We start from the raw sequence: 21,480 nt of genomic DNA, 5'->3' as shown, positions 1-21,480 counted from the left end.
GGAGCGGGGTTTAGGACGGAGGGCATGAACGACGCCTCCCGTCCCCGCGAACGCTCGGCCCTCACCGGCTTCGCCGTCAACAAGCTCGACCGGCGCGAGGACCTGCGCAACAACCCCGACGCCGTCAACGCGCTGCGCCACCGCTCGGACACGCGCATCGCGGTCGTCGCCGGCGAGACGCCGATCCTGAAGAAGCTCGACGGCGAGGCGCTCTCGATCTGGTTCACCCATGGCGAGACGCAGTCCCTCGGCGACGGGCTGGAGGAGGCCTTCCTCGGCCTGGCGCCCGATGGCGCCCCGCGCTTCGGGCGGCTGCTGGACCGGTCCCAGGCGGAGGTGCTGCGGGCACGGCCGGAGCTCGTGGTCAGCGATCTGCGCTCGGTCGCGCTGAAGCGGCTGGTTCCGGAGGACGAGGTCGGCCCGCTCGGCCAGGCCAAGGCGCTGCTGGACTGGCATGCGCGCCACCGCTGCTGCGCCCAGTGCGGCGGACCGACCCAACTCGGCGCGTCGGGCTGGAAGCGCGAATGCAGCGCCTGCGGCGCCCAGCACTTCCCACGCACCGACCCGGTCGTGATCATGCTGGTGACGCGCGGCGAGACCTGCCTGCTGGCGCGCCAGGCGCGTTTCGCACCGGGGATGTATTCCTGCATCGCCGGCTTCGTCGAACCGGGCGAGACCTTCGAGGATGCGGTGCGCCGCGAAAGCTGGGAGGAGGCCGGCCTGCGCGTCGGCACCGTCCGCTACATCGCCTCACAGCCCTGGCCCTTCCCCTCCTCGCTGATGATCGGCTGCATCGCGGAGGCGCTGAACGACGAGATCGTCCTCGACATGACCGAGCTCGAGGCCGGGCGCTGGTTCACCCGCGACGAGGCGCTGGCGATGCTGGAGGGCACCCATCCCGAGGGCTTCACCAGCCCGCAGCATCTCGCCATCGCCAACACGCTGCTGCGAGCCTGGGCGGTCGAGGGTGAGACGGCTTGATCAGGAGCGATCGGTAGAGCGCCTTCTCAGCAGGGATCATAGGTCAGTGAAGCGCTGCTATTCTTGCCTGGCGTTGTTGATCCTGTCGCCGGCACTCCTGTTACTCGGCTATTATGCCATCTACAGCCGCGAATTTGCGTATCGCATCTCGCTTACGGTCGAAACCCCGGCGGGACTCCGCCAAGGCTCGAGCGTCATTCGCGTCTTCTTTGGGCCGAGTTTCGGCTGGTCGTCACGCGGAATCAGTTCGAGGGGAGAGGCAACCTTTATCGATCTCGGCGAGGGCAAGAACCTTGTCGCGCTTCTGGCACAAGGCCCGCGCGGCGACGCGGGCAATCTGCAGACGCTCGTGTCGCAGGCCTTTTTCGGCCTGAGTCCGCAGGGTTATCTCAAGCGAGCTCCGATCGAGGTCGCAGAGTTACCTATCGGCACGCGCGTTGCGCTGGTGGGTGAGACCATTCCCACGTTGGTGACCTTTTCCGATCTTGCAGACCCGAACAGCGCCAAGGTCATCGCGCCGCACGGATTCGAAGCTGTCTGCGGTTCCGGCTACGCGCTCAAGAGCGCAAGCATCGAGACCGTCGCGCCCGGCATCTGGCCATTCAACCTGCTGCCGATGCCGTGGCCGAAGTGGTTGTTCGGCGAAACGATCACGCGGGGAATCGAAAAGCAGTTGCCGTTTCTCGTCGCGCGTCGGGAAGAATTGCGAAACGTGTCCGCTGACAGACCGGGATTCAGGCCGTATTTTCATTCTTTCGTTCGGGAGAGTTTCTGATGGCCATGTCCAGAGAACTGCTCTGCCCTCGGCCACGACAACCGCCCTGCCCTCACTCCGCGGCCTCGGCGAAGTTCTCGCGCAGGGGGCTCGCCGGGTAGACGCCGAGAATCTTCACCTCCTTCGAGAAGAAGGCGAGTTCGTCGAGCGCGCGGCGCAGGGCGGGATCCTCCGGGTGACCCTCGACATCGGCATAGAACATCGTCGCCGAGAACTGGCCGTCGACCATGTAGCTCTCGAGCTTGGTCATGTTGATGCCGTTGGTGGCAAAGCCGCCCATCGCCTTGTAGAGCGCGGCCGGCAGGTTGCGGACCTGGAAGATCAGTGTCGTCACCGTCTTCGCGGCGCCCTGGCGGGTGAACTCCGGATATTTCGAGAGGATGACGAAGCGCGTGGTGTTGTGCTTCTCGTCCTCGATGTCCTCCATCAGGATCTCGAGGCCGTAGACTTCGGCCGCGATGCGCGGCGCGATTGCCGCCCGGGTGACGTCCGCCGCCTCCGCCACCTGCCGGGCGGAGCCTGCGGTGTCGGCCGCGACCTCGGCCTTGAGACCGAGCTTGCGGATGATCTTGCGGCACTGGCCGAGCGCGTGAATGTGGCTCTGCACCCGCGTCAGCGTCGCCAGGGTCGCGCCCTTCACCGCCATCAGATGGAAGCGGATCGGCAGGAAATGCTCGCCGATGATGTGCAGCCCCGAGCGCGGCAGCAGGTGATGAATGTCGGCGACGCGGCCGGCGATCGAGTTCTCGATCGGGATCATGCCGTAGCGCGCGGTGCCGTCGGAGACCGCCGCGAGCGCATCCTCGAAGGTGGCGCAGGGCAGAAGCTCGCAATCCGGAAAGACCTGCAGGGCGGCCTGGGAGGAGAAGGCGCCGGGCTCGCCCTGGTAGGAAACGATGATGGTCATGAATGCGGCTCTCGGACTTCAGGCGCTGGTCTTCAGGACCGCGCGGGCGCGATCGAGGTCGGGGGGTGTGTCGACGCCGCGGGGGACGTGGTCGATGATCATGGCGTCGATGCGCATGCCGTCCTCGAGCGCGCGCAGTTGCTCGAGGCTCTCGCGTTTCTCGAGCGTCGATTGCGGCAGGCTGACGAATCGGTCGAGCGCGCGGCGGCGATAGGCGTAGATGCCGACATGGTGGTAGAGCGGGCCCTCGCCATAGGGTGCCGTGGCGCGGGTGAAATAGAGCGCCCGCAGGCGGCCCGGTGCCACGGGGCTGCCGATCATCTTGACGACGCTGGGGGCGGTTTTTTCCTCCTCGTCGGTGATCAGCCCGACGAGCGTGGCGATCTGCACCGCCGGATCCGCCAACGGCGTGATCGAGGCGGCGATCGCGATGGGATCCAGCGTGGGGAAATCGCCCTGGACGTTGACGATGACGTCGTGGAGGCCGTTGGGATCGAGGATGTCGGCCGCCTCCTTGATGCGGTCCGAGCCCGAGGGGTGCTCGGCGCTGGTCATCACCGCGACGCCGCCCGCGGCCTCGACTGCGGCCTTGATGTCGTCCGAGTCGGTCGCGACCGCGACGGGGCCGATGCCGGCCGCGACGGCGCGGCGCCAGACGCGAACGATCATCGGCTCGCCATGGATGTCGGCCAGCGGCTTGCCGGGCAGGCGCGTCGCTCGAAGGCGCGCAGGGATCAGGATCAGCGGGTCCGACATGATGGCTGGCAGGGCTCGGTAGCGGCGGCGCACAGGCGGCGCGCGAGGCGTCAAAAGGTCTCAAAGCGGAGCGTGCTTATACGAGTTGCAATGAGGCGCGCAAAGCGGTTAAGCAACGCGCGGGTGTCGGCCCTTCCGGGTCCGCACGACGCTGTCTTGCTTCCCGTGCCGGGCGCACGGGCGGCCGAGGGTTCGGATACGATGGATATCGAAACCAACAAGATCGCCGGTGCCGTTCTCTCGACGCTGCTCGTGGTGATGGGCCTCAACATGACGGCCGGCATCGTGTTCGCGCCGAAGAAGCCCGCCGTTCCCGGCTACGACCTGCCGAGCGACGAGCCTGTGGCCGCCGCTGCTGGGCCGGCCGCCGCGGCCGAGGAGCCGATCGCGGTTCGCCTCGCGAAGGCCGACGTCGCCCGCGGCGAGAAGGCCGTCGGCGCTTGCAAGGCCTGCCACACCTTCGAGAAGGGCGGCGCCAACAAGATCGGCCCGCATCTCTACGACGTCTATGGTCGCAACAAGGGCGCCGTCGACGGTTTTGCCTATTCGGCGGCGATGAAGGGCAAGTCGGCCGAGAAGTGGGAGGCCGATCAGCTTGACGGGTTCCTGAAGAACCCGAAAGCCTACATGCCTGGCACCATCATGGCCTTCGCAGGCGTGAGCCGCCCCGACACCCGCGCCGACATGGTGGCGTATCTGAATTCGCTGGCCGACGCGCCGAAGCCGCTGCCCAAGCCCTGAGCCGCAGCCGGCCTCCGATCACACTTCATTGAAGCCGGGCGCTGCGCCCGGCTTTTTTGTTGCGGCCCCGACGCTTGCCCCGGTCACGGTGTTGCCGCCACGATGATGTGCGATGTTGCACCTGCCGGCAGAGCGGGCCAGATGACAGCGGGCGATTCGGATGCCCCGCCATCGACGAGGAGACGCGACACGATGACGATCCGCATGACGCGCCGCCGGGTCCTGAAAGGGGCCGCGCTCCTCGCCGGCGGAACGGCGCTGCCCGGCCTGGTTGGGCGCGCCACAGCGCAGGCCACCGAAACGCACGGCCTCTCGACCTTCGGCGAACTCGGGCTGCCCGCCGATTTTCCGCATTTCCCCTATGTGAACCCGAAGGCGCCCAAGGGCGGCACGCTAACCGTCCAGATCAAGCGAGCGAGCGGCAACCAGAGCTTCGACACCTTCAACACGCTCAACACCTTCGTGCTGCAGGGCGACGGCGCCGCCGGTATGGATGCCTGCTTCGACAGCCTGATGGCCGGCTCCGGCGACGAGCCGGGCACGCTCTACGGCCTGCTGGCGAAGAGCGTTTCGGTGTCGGCCGACCGGCTGACCTACCGGTTCCGCCTGAGGCCGGAGGCGCGCTTCCACGACGGCAGCCGCGTCACGGCGCGCGATGTCGCCTTCAGCATGAACCTGCTGAAGAGCAAGGGGCACCCTTCCTACCGGCTGATGCTGAACGAGCTGGCCTCAGCCCAGGCGGAGAGCGACGAGATTTTCGTCGCCCAACTGACGCCGAAGCGCAGCCGCGACCTGCATCTGGTCGTTGCCGGCCTGCCGGTCTTCTCGGAAAAATACTGGTCCACCCGCAATTTCGAGGCCTCGACGCTGGAGGCGCCGCTGGGCTCAGGTCCCTATCGCGTGGGACGCTTCGAGCAGGGCCGCTTCATCGAGTTCGAGCGCGTGGCCGACTACTGGGGGCGCGATCTTCCGGTGAATGTCGGAGTGAACAATTTCGACAGGGTGCGCTGGGAGTATTTCCGCGACCGGCAGGTGGCGTTCGAGGCCTTCAAGAGCGGCATCATCACCTTCCAGGAGGAGTTCACCTCCCGCATCTGGGCGACCGGCTACGACTTCCCGGCTTTGCACGAGGGCAAGGTGAAGAAGGAGGCGCTGCCGAAGACGGACCCGACCGGCTCCCAGGGCTGGATCTTCAACCTGCGCCGCGAGAAATTCGCCGATCCCCGTATCCGCGAGGCGCTTGGTCTGTGCTTCGACTTCGAATGGACGAATAGGAACATCATGTTCTCGTCCTTCTCGCGGATGACGTCCTATTTCGAGAACTCGGATTCGAAGGCGACCGGCCTGCCCTCGCCGGCGGAGCTCAAGCTGCTCGAGCCCTTCCGCGGCAAGGTGCCCGAAGAAGTCTTCGGTGAGCCCTTCCTGCCGCCGGTCTCGGACGGCTCCGGCAGCGACCGCGCCCTGCTGCGCCGCGCCGACGAGATGTTCCGCGCGGCCGGCTGCAAGCGCGACGGCAATGTGCTGAAGCTGCCGAACGGCCAGCCTTTCGAGATCGAGTTCCTCGATTCGCAAGGGGCGCTGCAGCCCCATACGCAGCCCTTCCAGGCCAATCTGAAGCGGCTCGGCATCAGCGCCACGTCGCGCATCGTCGACGCGGCCCAGTATCAGCGCCGGCTCGACGAGTTCGACTTCGACATCATCAGCCGCGCGCTCGGCGGCAGTGCGATCCCGAGCGATTCCTTGCGCATCGTCTATGGCTCGGAGGCGGCCAGGACCCGCGGCTCGCGCAATGTCGGCGGCGTCAGCCACCCCGCCATCGACGCGATGATCGAGGCGATCGGCCAGGCCGACAGCTATGCCGAGGTCATCATCGCGGCCAAATGCCTCGACCGGATCCTGCGCGCCGGGCGCTACTGGATTCCGATGTGGTGGAACCCGACGGAGTGGCTGGCCTATTGGGACATGTTCGAGCGACCACAGACCAAGCCGAAATACGGCTCGGGCGCGCCGGCGATCTGGTGGTACGACGCCGGCAAGGCGAAGCGGATCGGGAAGGCCTGAGCCGGCATGCTGAGCTACATCGCGCGCCGCATCGCCCTGATGGTGCCGACCCTGTTCGGCATCCTGCTGATCTCCTTCGTGATCGTGCAGTTCGCCCCCGGCGGGCCGGTGGAACGGGTCATCTCGCAGTTGCAGAACCCCAACAGCGGCGGGGCGGCGGATCGCGTCGGCGGTGGATCGGGTGGGGATGCGGGAGCCCAGGCTGCGGGCGACGCCGGCTCCGCCTATCGCGGGGCGCAGGGCCTCGACCCCGCCTTCATCAAGGAGCTGGAGAAGCAGTTCGGCTTCGACAAGCCGGCGCATGAGCGCTTCCTGAAGATGCTCGGCGACTATGTGCGCTTCGATTTCGGCCGCAGTTATTTCCGCGACGCGCCTGTGCTGCAGTTGATCAAGGAGAAGCTGCCGGTCTCGATCTCGCTGGGCCTCTGGATGACGCTTCTGTCCTATGCGATCTCCATCCCGCTGGGCATCCGCAAGGCGGTGAAGGACGGCTCGCGCTTCGACACCTGGACGAGCGCCGTCGTCATCGTCGGCTATGCCATCCCCGGCTTCCTCTTCGCGATCCTGCTGATCGTGCTCTTCGCCGGCGGGTCGTTCTGGCAGATTTTCCCGCTGCGCGGACTCACCTCCGACAACTTCTCGCAGCTCAGCCTGTTTGGAAAGATCGCGGATTATCTCTGGCACATCGCCCTGCCGGTGACGGCGATGGCGCTCGGGGCCTTTGCGACCTCCACGCTGTTGACCAAGAACTCGTTCCTCGACGAGATCCGCAAGCAATACGTCCTGACGGCGCGGATGAAGGGGCTGTCCGAGCGCGGCGTGCTTTATGGCCATGTCTTCCGCAACGCGATGCTGATCGTGATCGCCGGTTTCCCCGGCGCCTTCGTCGGTGCGCTCTTCGCCGGCTCACTCCTGATCGAGACGATCTTCTCGCTCGACGGGCTCGGGCTCCTCTCCTTCGAGGCGATCGTCAACCGCGACTACCCGGTGGTCTTCGCCAATCTCTACATCTTCTCGCTGATCGGCCTCGTCGTGCATCTCATCACCGACCTGACCTACACCTGGGTCGATCCCCGCATCGATTTCGAGACGCGGGAGACGTGAGATGAGCGACACGCTGATCGCCCCGCCGGCCGCCCTGCGTGCGGAGACGCCGCTGGCCCCGGCCGAAGCCGCCCAGGGCTGGCTCAAGCTCTCGCCGATCAACCGGCGCCGGCTCAATAACTTCAAGGCCAACCGGCGCGGCTGGTGGTCGCTCTGGATCTTCCTGACGCTGTTCGTGCTATCGCTCTTTGCCGAGTTCCTGGCCAACGACCGGCCGCTCATCGTGCGCTACAAGGGCGAGTGGCTGTTCCCCGTCGCGGTAAACTACCCGGAGGAGAAGTTCGGCGGGTTCCTGGCCACGACGGATTACCGGGATCCGGTAATCGCCAAGGAGATCGACGCCAACGGCTTCTCGGTCTGGCCACCGATCCGCTACAGCTATCGCACGCATAATCTCGACCTTCCGGTGCCGGCCCCGGCGCCGCCGACCTGGATGCTCAAGGACGAGCAGTGCAAGGGCATCGCCGAGCGGACCGGCGGGACGGGCTGCCGCGATCTCGAATGGAACTGGCTCGGCACCGACGACCAGGGCCGCGACGTCGTCGCCCGGCTGATCTACGGCTTCCGCATCTCCATCCTGTTCGGGCTGATCCTGTGTGGGATCTCCTCGGTGATCGGCATCGCCGCGGGCGCCATCCAGGGCTATTTCGGCGGCTGGACCGATCTCATCTTCCAGCGCGTGATCGAGATCTGGACGTCGATCCCGGCGCTCTACCTGCTGATCATCGTCGCCGCGATCATCACGCCGAGCTTCTTCGTGCTGCTCGGCATCCTGCTCCTGTTCTCCTGGGTCGCGCTGGTCGGCGTTGTCCGGGCCGAGTTCCTGAGGGCGCGCAATTTCGAGTATGTCCGCGCGGCACGGGCGCTCGGGCTCTCCGACCGCGCCATCATGGTCAAGCATCTGCTGCCCAATGCGATGGTCGCGACCCTCACCTTCCTGCCCTTCATCCTGAACGGCTCGATCACGACCCTGACCTCGCTCGACTTCCTCGGCTTCGGCCTGCCGCCGGGCTCGCCCTCGCTCGGAGAACTTCTGGCGCAGGGCAAATCCAACCTGCAGGCGCCGTGGCTCGGTCTCTCCGGCTTCGTCGTCATCGCGCTGATGCTCTCGCTGCTGATCTTCATCGGCGAGGCGGTGCGGGATGCGTTCGACCCGCGGAAGACGTTCGCATGAGCGCCCCCCTCCTCTCCGTCCAGGATCTCTCCGTCGCCTTCCGTCAGGGCGGGCGCGAGACGCTCGCGGTCGACCGGGTGTCCTTCGATCTCGCCAAGGGCGAGACGCTCGCCATCGTCGGCGAGTCGGGCTCCGGCAAATCGGTCTCGGCGCTGTCGATCCTGAAGCTGTTGAACTATCCGGCGGCGCATCATCCCTTCGGAAAGGTGATGTTCGACGGCCAGGACCTCATCGCCGCCGACGAGGACGCGATGCGCAAGGTCCGCGGGAACGACATCACCATGGTGTTCCAGGAGCCGATGACCTCGCTCAACCCGCTGCACACGATCGAGCGGCAGATCGGCGAGATCCTCGAGCTTCACAAGGGTCTGCGAGGCGAGGCTGCGCGGGCGCGTACGCTGGAACTGCTGGAACTGGTCGGCATCCGCGACGCGAAGAGCCGGCTCGACGCCTATCCGCACCAGCTTTCCGGCGGCCAGCGCCAGCGCGTGATGATCGCGATGGCGCTCGCCAACGAGCCGCATCTCCTGATCGCCGACGAGCCGACCACAGCGCTCGACGTCACCGTGCAGGCGCAGATCCTGAAGCTGCTCAAGGACCTGCAGACGCGGCTCGGCATGGCGATGCTGTTCATCACCCATGATCTCGGCATCGTCCGCCGCATCGCCGACCGTGTCTGCGTGATGCTGAAGGGGCAGATCGTCGAGCAGGGGCCAGTGGCCGAGATCTTCGGCAACCCGCAGCACGCCTACACACAACGCCTGATCGCGGCCGAGCCGACCGGGCGCCCCGACCCTGTCGCGGACGATGCTGCCACACTGGTCGAGGCCGGGCCGATCAAGGTCTGGTTCCCGATTAAGAGCGGCTTCCTCCGCCGGACCACCGGGCATGTGAAGGCAGTCGACGGCATCTCGGTGAGCGTGCGCGAAGGCGAGACGCTCGGCGTCGTCGGGGAATCAGGTTCGGGCAAGACGACGCTCGGCCTCGCCATCCTGCGGCTGATCTCGTCGGAGGGGCCGATCCTCTTCCTCGGCGACCGGATCGATGGGCTTTCGGCTTCCCAGGTCCGACCGAAGCGGAAGGACCTGCAGGTTGTCTTTCAGGATCCCTATGGCTCGCTGTCGCCGCGCATGTCGGTGGCCGAGATTGTCGCCGAGGGGCTGACCGTCCAGGCGAAGCAGCAGAGCTATGCGCAGCGGCGCGAGGTGGTGGCGCAGGCCCTGAGCGATGTCGGGCTCGATCCCTCCGCGATGGACCGCTACCCGCACGAGTTCTCAGGCGGTCAGCGTCAGCGCATCGCGATCGCCCGGGCCATGGCGCTCGATCCGAAATTCGTCGTGCTGGACGAGCCAACCTCGGCACTCGACATGTCGGTTCAGGTGCAGATCGTCGCGCTGCTGCGTGAACTTCAGGCGAGGCGCAAGCTGGGCTATCTCTTCATCAGCCACGACCTCAAGGTCGTCCGCGCGATGGCCCATCGCGTGCTGGTGATGCAGAACGGCAAGGTCGTCGAGGAGGGTCCGGCCGAGGAGATCTTCTCCCGGCCCCGCGAGGCCTACACCCAGGCCCTGCTTGCCGCGGCACTCAATCTCGAACCCGCCGGCGCTGCCGCCGTGAGGGACTGAGCATGGCGCGCGCCATCCTGATCGTGCTCGATTCCGTCGGCTGCGGCGGGGCGGAGGATGCGCATCTCTACGGCGATGCCGGTGCCGATACGCTCGGACACATCGCACTGGCTTGTGCGGAGGGTCGGGGCGACCGCGCCGGGCTGCGTAGCGGCGCGCTGGCCCTGCCGAATCTCGTGCGGCTCGGGCTCGCCCACGCCTGCGAGGCCTCTACGGGAAGCCCGCTGGCGGGGATCGTGAAACCGGCCAGCCCCCAGGGTCGCTACGGCTACGGCGTCGAGCGTAGCCAGGGCAAGGACACTCCATCGGGGCATTGGGAGATCGCCGGCTGCCCCGTGCCCTTTGCCTGGGGCTATTTCACCGATCTGGAGAATTCCTTCCCCGCCGATCTCGTCGCCGCCATCATCCACGCAGGCGCCCTGCCCGGCATCCTCGGTAACCGGCACGCCTCCGGCACGGCGATCATCGACGAGCTCGCCGAAGAGCACATCGCGACCGGCAAGCCCATCTGCTACACCTCCGTCGACTCCGTGCTGCAAATCGCCGCGCATGAGGAGCATTTCGGCCTGGAGCGACTCTATGCGCTGTGCCGCCAGGTTCGGGCCCTGGTCGATCCCCTGCGGATCGGGCGCGTCATCGCCCGCCCCTTCGTCGGCGGCCGCGAGACGGGCTTCAATCGCACCGGCAATCGCAAGGACTTCGCCATCCCGCCGCCGGGCGAGACGATCCTCGACCGGCTCGCCGCGCAGGGACGGCCGGTCGTCACGGTGGGAAAGATCGGCGACATCTTCGCGCATCGCGCCACGGGGGCCGAGATCAAGCCCTTTGGCAACGCGGCGATGTTCGAGGCGGCGCTCACCGCCTGGTCGGATCTGCCGGATGGCGGGTTCTGCTTCGTGAACCTCGTCGATTTCGACACGGAGTTCGGCCATCGCCGCGACGTGCCGGGCTATGCGGCGGCACTCGAAGCCTTCGATGCGATGGTTCCGCGGCTCGAAGCCGCTTTGTGCCCCGGCGATCTCGCGATCCTCACGGCCGATCACGGCAACGATCCGACCTGGCCGGGGACGGACCACACGCGCGAACATGTGCCGATCCTTGCTTTCGGCCCCGGCATCGCGCCCGAGCCGCTAGGCCGGCGAGAGAGCTTCACCGATATCGCCGCGACCGTCGGGCATTGGCTGGGCCTCGGCCAGGTCGGCCCCGGCCGGGGCTGGTAGGCTCAGGCCGCCGCCACCCGCCCGCAGAAGGCGGCGACTTCGGCGCGGATTTCGCGCGTATGGGTCGCGACCGCCTCGGCCGAGCCCTGCACCTGGCGCGCCGCGTGATGGGCACCTTCGGTCATCGCCTCAAAGCTTTCGACGATGTCGGCGCTGCGCCGCGCGCCCTCGAACGACATCCGAACCTGATGCGCGATCTCGCCGGTCGCCTGGCCCTGCTGCTGAACGGACACCGAGATCGCTTCTGCCACGCGCTCGACGTCGCCGATGGCCGTCACGATGTCGCGGATCGCCTTGAGCGAACGCTGCGAGGCGTCCTGCATGGCGCCGATCTGCGCCGAGACCTCGTCGGTCGCCTTGGCGGTCTGGGCCGAGAGCGTCTTCACCTCGCCCGCGACAACGGCGAAGCCACGCCCCATCTCGCCGGCCCGCGCGGCCTCGATCGTCGCGTTCAGCGCGAGCAGGCTGGTCTGCGCCGCAATGCTGCGGATCAGCTCCACCACCGCGCCGACATTCTCGCTGTTGCGGGCGAGCACCTCGATCTCGCTGCTCGCCCTGCGGGCCAGTTCCGCGGCCGTCGCGGTGCCGTCGGCGGCGTGGGCCACGCTGCGGCCGATCTCGCCGATCGACATGGCGAGCTGATCGCTCGCCGCGGACAGGTGGTCGATGCTGAGCAGCGTTTCCGACGTCGCGTCCGATACGACGACCGTCTTGCCGCGGGCTTCGTTGGAGGTCGTCGTGAGCGCGACGGCCTCGGCCTGCATCACGCCGGCGGCGCCGTCCAGAACCGCCATCTCCTCCTCCATGCGCGCGCGGAAGACGGCAACCGTCTCGCGCAGCAAGTCGGAGCGCCGAGCGATCTCCTCGCCCAGTTGCTTTTCCCGCTCCGCCACCTGTCGCTCGCGATCCGCATTCTCCTGCGCCTTGGCGAGGCTGTTTTCGTTCAGCACGAACATGCGCTCCAGCATGACCGCGACCATTGTGAGGAAGGAGGTCTCGATGACAACGATAACCGCGTGCAGCAGCACCCGCCCGAGGCTGCCACCCTGATAGAACACAGCCGCCGGAAGGATGTATTGGAGTGCGAGGTGGTGGAGGGCCGTCAGTGCCGCCCCCAGCACGATCGGCCGCCAGTCGCAGAAGCCCGCGAGCAGCGCCAGCACGGCGAAATAGTACATGTGCATGTCGGGCTGCCAGGGGTGCCCGGCGAGGCTCGCCACCATCAGCGAAACCTGGGCGATCAGCACGATCGCAAGGGCGAGCTGGGTGACGATGGCGGCTCCGCGTGTTGCGTAGAGAAGCCAGGCAGCCGCCGCCATGCCGAACGCCAGCGCCGTCGGCAGCCACACCGATCGACCGAGCATCAGCTCGATCAGCAGCAGCAGCGGCACATGCAGGAAAGCGAGCCCGAGCAGGACGCAGGCGACGCGGCTCCGGACGGAATCGAGCGTCCAGTTCATCATGCGCGCCAATCGTCGGCAGGAGCATCGAGGCAGCCGGCGAGACCGGTCAGCGCAACCAGCAGGAGGGCGCCGCGAGGGCGGTTCGCCATGCCTTCGTCCGCAGGCGCGACGACGACGACGTTGGACGCCCGGCCCGAACGCAGCACCCGGTGCCCGGCCGCGAGGGTCAGCGCCAGCGCGTCGTCGGCCGACGTCCATGGCGAGAAGAGGATCGCGACCGGCACCCGCGTATCGGCACCCGCCTGAGGCAGTGCGGCGGCGATCGCGAGCGGGCTGGCGAGCGCGACGAGCAGGAGGACGAGACGGTCGCGTGCGGACAAGGCGCGCGACGGAGAGGGGCGCGAAACTGCAGTCGAAGGCATGAGGAACCCGAACGCTGGACCACCGTCCGCAGGCCCCCCCGGCAGACCCCGTCATTCACACAGATCGAGGTTAAAGATCGCTTACGCGGCAGGGCTGGAGGGGCGCGACAGGTACCGATCGGCCTCAGCGCGCGAGCCGCTCCTTGATGCGGCGCATCAGCCCGTCCCGAACCTCGCGATAGGCATCCATCATCTGGTCGCGAGAGCCCTGGACGGCCGTCGGATCGACGGTCGGCCAGTACTCGACCTCGGCGGCGACGGTGCGCGTCAGATCGAGGGCGCGGTGATGCGCCTCGGGCGATAGCGAGACGATGAGGTCGAAGTTGAGCCCCTCCCACTCCTCGAGTTCCTCGATCGATTTCGGCTTGTGCTTGTGGGCGTCGATGCCGATCTCGTCGAGGGCCGCGAGCGCGAAGGCATCGACCTCACCCCGCCGCGCGCCGGCCGACTGGACATAGACCGACTTGCCGAAGAAGTGCTTCGCCATCGCCTCCGCCATCGGCGAGCGAACGGCGTTGTGCGCGCACATGAAGAGCACGCTCTGAACCTTTCGCGATGCGGGCGGCTCCAAGCCTCAGCCCTTCCAGTGCAACGCGTAGATCAGCGTAAAGAGCCGCCTCGCCGTATCGAAATCGATCTCGACCTTGCCCGCGAGACGCTCGACGAGGATGCCGGCGGCCTCGTCGTGGAGGCCGCGCCGGCCCATGTCGATGGCCTCGATCTGCGAGGGCGTGGCGGTGCGGATGGCGGCGTAATAGCTTTCGCAGACCATCGCATAGTCCTTGACGATGCGGCGGAACGGCGTGAGCGAGAGATGGTGCGTGATCACCGGCGCGCCGTCGGCCTCGCGGATTTCGAAGACGAGCCGGCGCTCGACCATGGCGAGATGGGCGAGATAGGGGCCGCCCTCATGGCCGGGCAGGACGAAGCGGTTGCGCTCGATCAGATCATAGATCGCGACGGCCCGCTCATGCTCCTGATCGGCCGAGCCGCCGCCCAGCGAGGAGGGATCCAGCGTCACGCCGACGAGGCACTGCTTCGCGGGTGTCTCGGCCTGGGGCATCGGTCCCTCCGGTTCCGCCATGGCGGTCTGCCGCTCCGAGGCGTGACCTCAGAGATTCAGCCTGATCGTCACGGAACGCCCGTGAGCGTGCAAGCCCTCCGCCTCCGCCAGCGCGGCGGCAGCCGGCGCGAGCGCGCGCAGGGACTCGGGGCCGCATTTCAGCAGCGATGTCCGCTTCATGAAGTCGAGCACGCCGAGGCCCGAGGAGAAGCGGGCGGAGCGGGCCGTCGGCAGCACATGATTGGGCCCGCCGACATAATCGCCGACCGCCTCGGGCGTATGGCCGCCGAGGAAGATCGCGCCGGCATTGCGGATCAGCCCGGACAGGCGCTCCGGCTCCGCGGTCATGATCTCGAGATGCTCCGGCGCCATCCGGTCGATCAGCGGCACGGAAGCCTCGAGATCGGCGACGAGCAGGATCGCGCCGAAATCAGACCAGCTTTTTCCAGCGATCGCCGCGCGCGGCAGCGTGCGCAGCTGTGCCTCGACGGCCCGTTCGACCTGGTCCGCCAAAGCCGCATCATCTGTCATGAGGATCGACTGGGCGGACGCGTCATGCTCCGCCTGTGCCAGAAGATCGGCGGCAATCCAGTCCGGATTGGCGGTCGCGTCGGCGACGATCAACACCTCCGAGGGACCAGCGATCATGTCGATGCCGACCTGGCCGAAAACCCGGCGCTTGGCGGCGGCGACATAGGCGTTGCCGGGACCGACGATTTTCGAGACCGGCGCGATCGTGGCGGTGCCATAGGCGAGCGCCGCGACGGCCTGCGCCCCGCCGATGCGGTAGATTTCGTCGACGCCGGCGAGCCGCGCCGCGGCCAGCACAAGCGGGTTCGTCTCGCCCCGCGGCGTCGGCGCCACCATCACCACCCGATCGACGCCCGCTACCTTGGCCGGCACGGCGTTCATCAGCACGGATGAGGGGTAGCTCGCCGTACCGCCGGGCACATAGAGGCCCACCGCCTCGACGGCGCTCCAGCGCCAGCCACTCTCGACGCCCGCCGCATCGGTGAACCAGGCATCCTGCGGTTTCTGGCGGGCGTGATAAGCCTCGATGCGGTCGCGCGCGGTTTCGAGAGCCTGGATCTGCGCCGGCGAGCAGGCCGCGACGGCGGCGTCGATCTCGGCCGCCGGCACGCGCAATGTCGCTTCCGTCAGCCCGAGTTCGTCGAAGCGCCGCGTGTAGTCGATGACCGCGGCATCACCGCGCTCCCTGACCGCCGCGATGATGTCCGCCACCACGCGATCGACCTCCTCGGAGACCTCGCGTTTGGCCGACAGCAGGTCCCGGAACGCGCTTTCGAAATCGGCGGTGCTGTCGTCGAGCCTGATCGGCATCGCTGTCCCCGGAGGTGCTGGTCGGCTGGGTGGTTCGCAGGCGGGAGAGAGTTTCGGCTCAGGGACCGTCGGGATGTTCCGGCTTGGCCAGGGCTTCCCAGACAGGGCCGAGATCCTTCATCTGCGCCTCGACGCATTCGACGGCGAGGCGGATCGCGGCGCCGTCCGAAAAATGCAGCGTCACATCGCCCTCCGGCCCGTCGCTGCCGGTGAAGGCGATCGCCAGCAGGCTCAGCACACGGTCGGGGATCTGCTTGTCGATGCCGGTGCTGCGCACGGCCAGGACGCGATCGAAATGAAGCGCGGTGAGCCGGCGCCGGTATTGGCCGCGCGGAGCCCCCTCCCAGTCGAAGCGACGGGCGGCGAGTGCGAAACGCTTCTCGGCCGGCAGCCAGACGATGTCCGCCACCTTCAGGACAGCATCCTGCAGATGGGCCGACATCACGGCGAGGTCATCGGCATCGAGCGCGATGAGCTTCAGGGGGTCTGCGGCATCGTCCGACATGGCCTGTGTTCTGGCGGTGCCGCCCGCGCGCGTCAACCGCTCAGGCGCTCGACCTTGGCGCCGCACCGGGTCAACTTCGCTTCCAGCGCCTCGAAACCACGGTCCAGGTGATAGACACGGTTGATGGTGGTCTCGCCCTCGGCGGCGAGGCCGGCGATCACGAGCGAGACGGAGGCGCGCAGATCGGTGGCCATCACGGGGGCGCCCGTCAGCTTCGCCACGCCCTCGACATGGGCGGCATCGCCCTCCAGGCGGATCTTCGCGCCGAGGCGCGCTAGCTCCTGCACATGCATGAAGCGGTTTTCGAAAATCGTCTCGCGGATGCGCGAGGTGCCCTTCGCCTTGGTCATAAGCGCCATGAACTGGGCCTGGAGGTCCGTCGGGAAGCCGGGGAAAGGATCGGTCGCGATGTCGACCGCCTCGAGCGGCCGGCCGTTACGGCGGACGCGGATGCCCTCATTCGTCGTGGAGATGTCGACCCCCGCCTGAACCAGCACGTCCAGCGCCGACTGGAGCAGTTCGGGTCGGGCGCCTTCGAGCACCACATCGCCGCCCGTCATCGCGACCGCCATGGCGTAGGTCCCGGCCTCGATCCGATCGGGCAGCACCGCGTGATGGGCACCGCCCAGTCGCGCCACGCCCGTCACCACGATCCGGCTCGTGCCGGCACCCTCGATCTTCGCCCCCATCTTGGACAGGCAGGCGGCGAGATCCGCAATCTCCGGCTCGCGAGCAGCGTTCTCGATCACGGTCGTTCCCTGAGCGAGGACCGCGGCCATCAGCGCGGTGTGGGTTCCGCCGACCGTGACCTTCGGGAAGACGATCTCGGCGCCCCGCAGGCCGCGCGGCGCGCGCGCGATGGCGTAGCCGTTCTCGATCTCGATCTCGGCACCCAGCCGCTCCAGCGCCATCAGCAGCAGATCGACCGGGCGGGTGCCGATGGCGCAGCCGCCGGGCAGGGACACCTTTGCCTCACCCATGCGGGCCAGGATCGGCGCGATGACCCAGAAGCTCGCCCGCATCGTCGAGACAAGTTCGTAGGGCGCGCAGGTGTCGACGATCTGCCTTGCGGTCAGCGCGATGGTCTGGCCCGTCTCGGCCGACTGACCGATGCGCTTGCCTGCGATCGAACGATCGACGCCATGATTGGAGAGGATGCGCGAGAGCGCGCTGACATCGGAGAGGCGCGGCACATTGGCGAGCGTCAGCGTCTCGTCGGTGAGCAGGCTCGCGATCATCAGCGGCAGGGCGGCGTTTTTGGCGCCGGAGATCGGGATGGCGCCGTCAAGGCGCTGGCCGCCGGTGATGCGGATCTTGTCCATCGTCAGGTCCTGCTGAGGCCCGGGCGAATGGCCGGGCGCGAGGAAGTCGGTGTCAGGACCGGTCTGGGTCGGCCTGGGCTTGCGGCGCTTCGTCCGCCTCCACGGCCGCCCCCTCCACACGACGGGCCCGGGCCTGAGCCTTGCGGCGCTTCAGGTTCTCCCGGAGGGCGGCGGCGAGGCGCGCCCGTTTCTCGTCTTCTGCGGATGTCTGGCGGTTCACGGCAACGACTCGGCAACCGGTTTCAACGCTGGCAACGCGGCGAAATCGCGGCGCATCGTTAGCCGCATCGCCGCTTTTCGACAAGCGTGGCCGAGCGCCGGCATGCCGCTTGCCTGCGGCAAGACATCGGCCCGTCTCCGTGCCAATTCGATACAGATCCGCAAGCAAACACCTGACGTTAGGTAATATTGGTTAACAAGATTAACCATCTGTTCGGGTTTTCATTTACAGTTTGTTAACTTCGCGTAGCTTGGCGGCATCGCGCTCCTTGCTAGCGGTACGGGATCAGCAGCATGTTCCAGTCGGTTGCTTCGGTCGTGAATGCCACTCCCGCAGCGGTGCTCGATAGCTGCGAGGTCATCGACGCGATCCGTCACCGGGCGGGTTTCCTTCCCGAGACGCAGCTTTCCTATGAGCCCGAGATCAAGACGCTCTGGGTCACGATCCGGCCCGAGCTGAAGCCGGTCTTCACGCTGCAGCTGCTCGACAGCCTGGTGAAAATCCAGAGCGCGATCATGGCTCTGTGGGGCGCGCCGGACCAGTATCACCGCGCGCCGGTGCGCTTCCTGGCCTTCCGCGGCACCGGCCCGTTCTTCACGCTCGGCGGTGATCTCGATTTCTATCTGGACTGCCTGGCGAAGAACGACCGTGCGGCCCTGGCCGAGTATGCCCGGCTCTCGGCCGCCGGTGCCGTGATGAATGCGAGCGGTCTGAACGGGCTTGTGGTGACGCTCTCGACGATCCACGCCAAGGCGATCGGCGGCGGCATCGACGCCCCGCGCTCCTGCAATGTGATGATCGCGGAAGAGCAGGCGTCGTTCGTTTATCCCGAGATCAAGTTCAACCACTTCCCGATTACCGCCGTCGCGATCCTTTCGCGCCGGATGGGGGCGCGGGCGGCGGAACGGATGCTCATGTCGGGCGAGGAGATGAGCGCGCAGGCGTTCATGGAGGCGGGCGGACTCGAAGCCGTCGTCCCAACCGGCACGGGCGAGGCCTGGATCCGCAAGTATGCGCATGATTCCCTGCCCATGCATGCAGCCAAGACGGCGCTGTTTTCGGCCTTCAACCGCCGCGCCGGCGACCTGCAGGAAGAACTCGCCCAGCTCAGCCAAATCTGGACCGACTGCATGCTGCGGCTGAGCCCGAGCGCGATCTCGAAGCTGCAGCGCATCGCACAGACCCAGGATCGCATGCTCGCGCGCATGTATCAGCGCCCAGTCGTGGGCCAGGATCTGCAGCTCAGTTTCTGACCGTCGCAGCGTCGCGCTCAATGCGGCGCCGCCGGAACACCAAACATTTACCTCTGAGCGTCTAAAACTTTAAAGCGGGAGACATGTGCGGGCGTCGCAAACGAGGCGCATCAGCGACCGGCGGGACGAGAAGAGATGGCGGGCGCGCTGAAGGATTGGTGGAACGCCAGACTGCGTCGTCCCGGCGAGGACTTCGATCAGCCCAGCTACGCGCTGCTGGTCGCCTCCCTGTTCTCATCACCCGCCTCGATCATTCCCGGCGGCGTCGCCGGCATCCTGACCCCGCTCCTGTGCTGGATTTCGACCGGTCTCGTCGTCTTCGAAGCGCTCACGATCCTGGTGGCGCTGATCGTGCTGCTGCGGCTGGCGACCTTCGTCTCCTATCGGCGCACCGACCATTCGCGCGACGGCTATGACGAGACGCGGCGCTGGGACCGCGATTACTTCCTCGGCGCCACCGCCTTCAGCGCCGTGCTCGGCTACAGCTGCTATGCGGCGCTGGCGCAGACCGACGATCCGGCCGCCCATATCACCTCGGTCGCATCGACGATCGCGATCGCCTCCGGCTATGTCTCGCGCAATGCCGGTCGGCCCAAATTCGTCGCCGTACAGCTTCTGACCTTCTGCGTGCCGATGGCATTCGGCCTCATCCAGGCCCACAATCCTTATTATCAGTATATCGGCTACTTCGCCTTTCTGTATGTGGCGGCGAACATCGCCATCACCAATTCGCTGCATCGCAATCTCCTCGCGCTCAGCGATGCGACGAAGCAGTCGAAGGCGCTGGCCTCCGCGCTGCATTCGCAGAACCTGACGCTGGATGCCGCGCTCAACACCATGATCCACGGGCTGGCGATGTTCGACCGCGATCTCAAGCTCGCCGTCAGCAACGCCCCCCATCTCGCGCTCTACGGCCTGCCGGAGACGCTCGCCCTGCCAGGCACGCCGATCACCGCGATCGCCCGGTTCCTCGTCGAACGACAGGTCGTCGCCGCGGGGCAGCTGCGTGACCTCAAGGAAGCGCTGGCCGAGGTCCAGGCGACGCAGATGACGACCAGCCGCGAAATCCAGACGCGCGCGGGGCGGGTTCTGGTGGTCACCTTCGCGCCGGCGGCCGAGGGCGGCGTCCTGATGTCGACGGAGGATGCGACCGAGCGCAAGGCGACCGAGGCGCGGATCGAGCAGATGGCGCGTTTCGACGAATTGACCGGGCTCGCCAACCGCTTCGAGTACAATGCCAACATCGCGGAGGCCTTCGCGCGGCTCGACCGCACGGGCGAGCCGTTCGCGCTGCTCTATGTCGATCTCGACGGCTTCAAGCAGGTCAATGACAGCCTTGGTCACGATGTCGGCGACCGCGTGCTCGTCGAGACGGCGGAGCGCCTGCGCGGCGCGATCCGGGGAAGCGATGTCCTGGCCCGCTTCGGCGGCGACGAGTTCCTGCTGATCCTGCCCGCCGCCAACCATCTGGTGGTCACCGCGATCGCGCAGCGCATGATCGACGCGATGGCCAAGGCGTTCAGGCTCGACAACAAGACCGTCTACGTCACCGCCAGCATCGGCATCGCGATGGCGCCCGCCGACGGCGCCTCGCCCGCGGATCTGCTGCGCCATGCCGATACGGCGCTCTACAAGGCCAAGGCCGCCGGCCGCAACACGCTGATGTTCTTCGACCCGACGATGGCCGAGGAGATGACTGAGCGTCACGAGCTCGAGGTCGATCTGCGCAAGGCCTGCGAGGACGGCTCGCTCGAGCTCTACTACCAGCCGATCATCGACCTGCGCACGGGCGAGGTGGTCTCGCGCGAGGCACTGATGCGCTGGCGCCATCCCGTCCGCGGCATGGTGCCGGCGGGGCAGTTCATTCCGGTGGCCGAGCAATCGGGCCTGATCGCGACCATCGGTGACTGGGCGATCCGGCAGGCCTGCAAGGACGCCGCCTCCTGGGAGAAGCATGTCGGCGTCTCCGTCAACATCTCGCCGCTGCAGTTTCGCGAGCCGCGAAGGATCGTCGAGACGGTCAAGAACGCGCTGATCGCCTCCAATCTGAACTCGCAGCGCCTGACGCTCGAGGTCACGGAGTCGCTGCTGATCGAGGACAACAAGACGACGCTCGGGGTCATCGACGAGCTGCGGATGCTGGGCGTGACCTTCGCGCTGGACGATTTCGGAACGGGCTACTCCTCGCTCGGCTACCTCTCGACCTACCCCTTCGCACAGGTGAAGATCGACCAGAGCTTCACCAAGACGGTGCAGTCGAGCGAGGCCTCGAAAGCGATCATCGAGGCGGTGTGCCAGTTGGCGCGGCGGCTTTCCATGAACGTCGTCGTCGAAGGCGTGGAAACGGAGCAGCAGCGCATCGCCGTGCAACTGCTCGGCGCCCAGCGGGCCCAGGGGTATTTCTTCGGCAAGCCGGCGCCGGTCGCCAGTCTTGCCGAGGCCAAACGCCACGTCGCCTGAGCCACCGCCCAGCGCGCGGCCTTTCGGCGCGGAAGTGGCGCGAAACGGCGTGTAACCGCCGATGTGGTCTTGATTCCGCTCCGACGACACCCCATCAGCGAGAGGTGGATTCGTTCCGGATTGCGGGAGACAGCATGATCCGACCCG

General features: G+C 67.1%; 20 protein-coding genes. 10 read left to right on the top strand and 10 right to left on the bottom strand.

From position 1 onward, the window contains the following. Positions 1-24 precede the first annotated feature (24 nt). Together nudC and ACFPN9_RS03330 are read left to right on the top strand one after the other, a co-directional pair. Positions 25-981 carry an NAD(+) diphosphatase gene (gene nudC / locus ACFPN9_RS03335; protein WP_066716761.1) on the top strand — a complete coding sequence of 319 codons (957 nt, stop codon included), beginning with the start codon at positions 25-27 and terminating at the stop codon, positions 979-981. Between the two features lie 46 nt (positions 982-1,027). After that, positions 1,028-1,756 (top strand): hypothetical protein, encoded by a 729-nt coding sequence (locus ACFPN9_RS03330; protein ID WP_156446408.1) that lies wholly within the window; start codon positions 1,028-1,030, stop codon positions 1,754-1,756. A gap of 52 nt (positions 1,757-1,808) precedes the next feature. On the opposite strand, the gene ACFPN9_RS03325 is transcribed toward ACFPN9_RS03330, so the two are convergent. Next, positions 1,809-2,663, bottom strand: a complete 855-nt coding sequence (locus ACFPN9_RS03325) for a prephenate dehydratase (protein ID WP_066716766.1) — start codon at positions 2,661-2,663, stop codon at positions 1,809-1,811. A gap of 18 nt (positions 2,664-2,681) precedes the next feature. Beyond that, entirely contained in the window at positions 2,682-3,419 is a 738-nt protein-coding gene (locus tag ACFPN9_RS03320; protein ID WP_066716769.1) for a 3-deoxy-manno-octulosonate cytidylyltransferase, read from the bottom strand. Between the two features lie 201 nt (positions 3,420-3,620). Between ACFPN9_RS03320 and ACFPN9_RS03315 the strand changes: the two genes are divergently transcribed. The 6 genes from ACFPN9_RS03315 to ACFPN9_RS03290 all read left to right on the top strand — a co-directional run bounded on the left by ACFPN9_RS03315 (position 3,621) and on the right by ACFPN9_RS03290 (position 11,344). Beyond that, positions 3,621-4,160 (top strand): c-type cytochrome, encoded by a 540-nt coding sequence (locus ACFPN9_RS03315; protein WP_066716771.1) that lies wholly within the window; start codon positions 3,621-3,623, stop codon positions 4,158-4,160. Between the two features lie 192 nt (positions 4,161-4,352). Further along, positions 4,353-6,221: an extracellular solute-binding protein gene (locus tag ACFPN9_RS03310; protein ID WP_377815341.1), complete on the top strand. Its 1,869-nt coding sequence runs from the start codon at positions 4,353-4,355 to the stop codon at positions 6,219-6,221. A gap of 6 nt (positions 6,222-6,227) precedes the next feature. Continuing rightward, the gene (locus ACFPN9_RS03305; protein WP_066716777.1) at positions 6,228-7,325 is read left to right on the top strand and encodes a microcin C ABC transporter permease YejB; all 1,098 of its coding nucleotides are present in this window, start codon (positions 6,228-6,230) and stop codon (positions 7,323-7,325) included. A gap of 1 nt (position 7,326) precedes the next feature. Further along, entirely contained in the window at positions 7,327-8,499 is a 1,173-nt protein-coding gene (locus ACFPN9_RS03300; RefSeq protein WP_066716778.1) for an ABC transporter permease, read from the top strand. Continuing rightward, entirely contained in the window at positions 8,496-10,124 is a 1,629-nt protein-coding gene (locus ACFPN9_RS03295; protein WP_066716781.1) for an ABC transporter ATP-binding protein, read from the top strand. Before ACFPN9_RS03300 ends, ACFPN9_RS03295 begins: the two co-directional genes overlap by 4 nt. A 2-nt stretch (positions 10,125-10,126) precedes the next feature. Continuing rightward, a complete protein-coding gene (locus ACFPN9_RS03290) occupies positions 10,127-11,344 on the top strand; it encodes a phosphopentomutase (protein ID WP_066716783.1) in 1,218 nt (405 codons plus the stop codon). A gap of 2 nt (positions 11,345-11,346) precedes the next feature. Here the strand turns inward: ACFPN9_RS03290 and ACFPN9_RS03285 are convergent, their stop codons facing one another. From ACFPN9_RS03285 to ACFPN9_RS03250, 8 genes are all read right to left on the bottom strand, one after another. Then, positions 11,347-12,807, bottom strand: a complete 1,461-nt coding sequence (locus tag ACFPN9_RS03285) for a methyl-accepting chemotaxis protein (protein WP_066716786.1) — start codon at positions 12,805-12,807, stop codon at positions 11,347-11,349. Next, the gene (locus ACFPN9_RS03280) at positions 12,804-13,127 is read right to left on the bottom strand and encodes a hypothetical protein (RefSeq protein WP_066716788.1); all 324 of its coding nucleotides are present in this window, start codon (positions 13,125-13,127) and stop codon (positions 12,804-12,806) included. The genes ACFPN9_RS03285 and ACFPN9_RS03280 overlap by 4 nt, the downstream gene beginning before the upstream one ends. Before the next feature lie 166 nt (positions 13,128-13,293). Further along, the gene (locus tag ACFPN9_RS03275) at positions 13,294-13,698 is read right to left on the bottom strand and encodes an arsenate reductase/protein-tyrosine-phosphatase family protein (RefSeq protein ID WP_066716791.1); all 405 of its coding nucleotides are present in this window, start codon (positions 13,696-13,698) and stop codon (positions 13,294-13,296) included. Between the two features lie 45 nt (positions 13,699-13,743). After that, on the bottom strand, positions 13,744-14,232 hold the full coding sequence (locus ACFPN9_RS03270) for a UPF0262 family protein (protein ID WP_066716852.1): 489 nt from the start codon (positions 14,230-14,232) through the stop codon (positions 13,744-13,746). A 48-nt stretch (positions 14,233-14,280) separates the two neighbouring features. Next, on the bottom strand, positions 14,281-15,573 hold the full coding sequence (gene hisD, locus ACFPN9_RS03265) for a histidinol dehydrogenase (protein ID WP_066716793.1): 1,293 nt from the start codon (positions 15,571-15,573) through the stop codon (positions 14,281-14,283). Positions 15,574-15,631: 58 nt separating this feature from the next. Continuing rightward, on the bottom strand, positions 15,632-16,078 hold the full coding sequence (locus tag ACFPN9_RS03260) for a DUF2948 family protein (RefSeq protein WP_066716795.1): 447 nt from the start codon (positions 16,076-16,078) through the stop codon (positions 15,632-15,634). 32 nt (positions 16,079-16,110) lie between these two features. Beyond that, entirely contained in the window at positions 16,111-17,400 is a 1,290-nt protein-coding gene (gene murA, locus ACFPN9_RS03255; RefSeq protein ID WP_066716797.1) for a UDP-N-acetylglucosamine 1-carboxyvinyltransferase, read from the bottom strand. 52 nt (positions 17,401-17,452) lie between these two features. Next, positions 17,453-17,620 carry a hypothetical protein gene (locus ACFPN9_RS03250; RefSeq protein ID WP_377815332.1) on the bottom strand — a complete coding sequence of 56 codons (168 nt, stop codon included), beginning with the start codon at positions 17,618-17,620 and terminating at the stop codon, positions 17,453-17,455. 293 nt (positions 17,621-17,913) lie between these two features. On the opposite strand from ACFPN9_RS03250, the gene ACFPN9_RS03245 reads away from it, so the two are divergent. Further along, complete coding sequence (locus tag ACFPN9_RS03245; RefSeq protein ID WP_066716799.1) at positions 17,914-18,873, top strand: enoyl-CoA hydratase-related protein; 960 nt, start codon at positions 17,914-17,916, stop codon at positions 18,871-18,873. A 135-nt stretch (positions 18,874-19,008) separates the two neighbouring features. After that, entirely contained in the window at positions 19,009-21,333 is a 2,325-nt protein-coding gene (locus ACFPN9_RS03240; protein ID WP_066716801.1) for a putative bifunctional diguanylate cyclase/phosphodiesterase, read from the top strand. Positions 21,334-21,480: the final 147 nt, after the last annotated feature.

The organism is Allobosea massiliensis (genome assembly GCF_042655245.1).
Taxonomy (GTDB): domain Bacteria; phylum Pseudomonadota; class Alphaproteobacteria; order Rhizobiales; family Beijerinckiaceae; genus Allobosea; species Allobosea massiliensis.
This window is presented reverse-complemented; position numbering and strand designations above follow the sequence as displayed.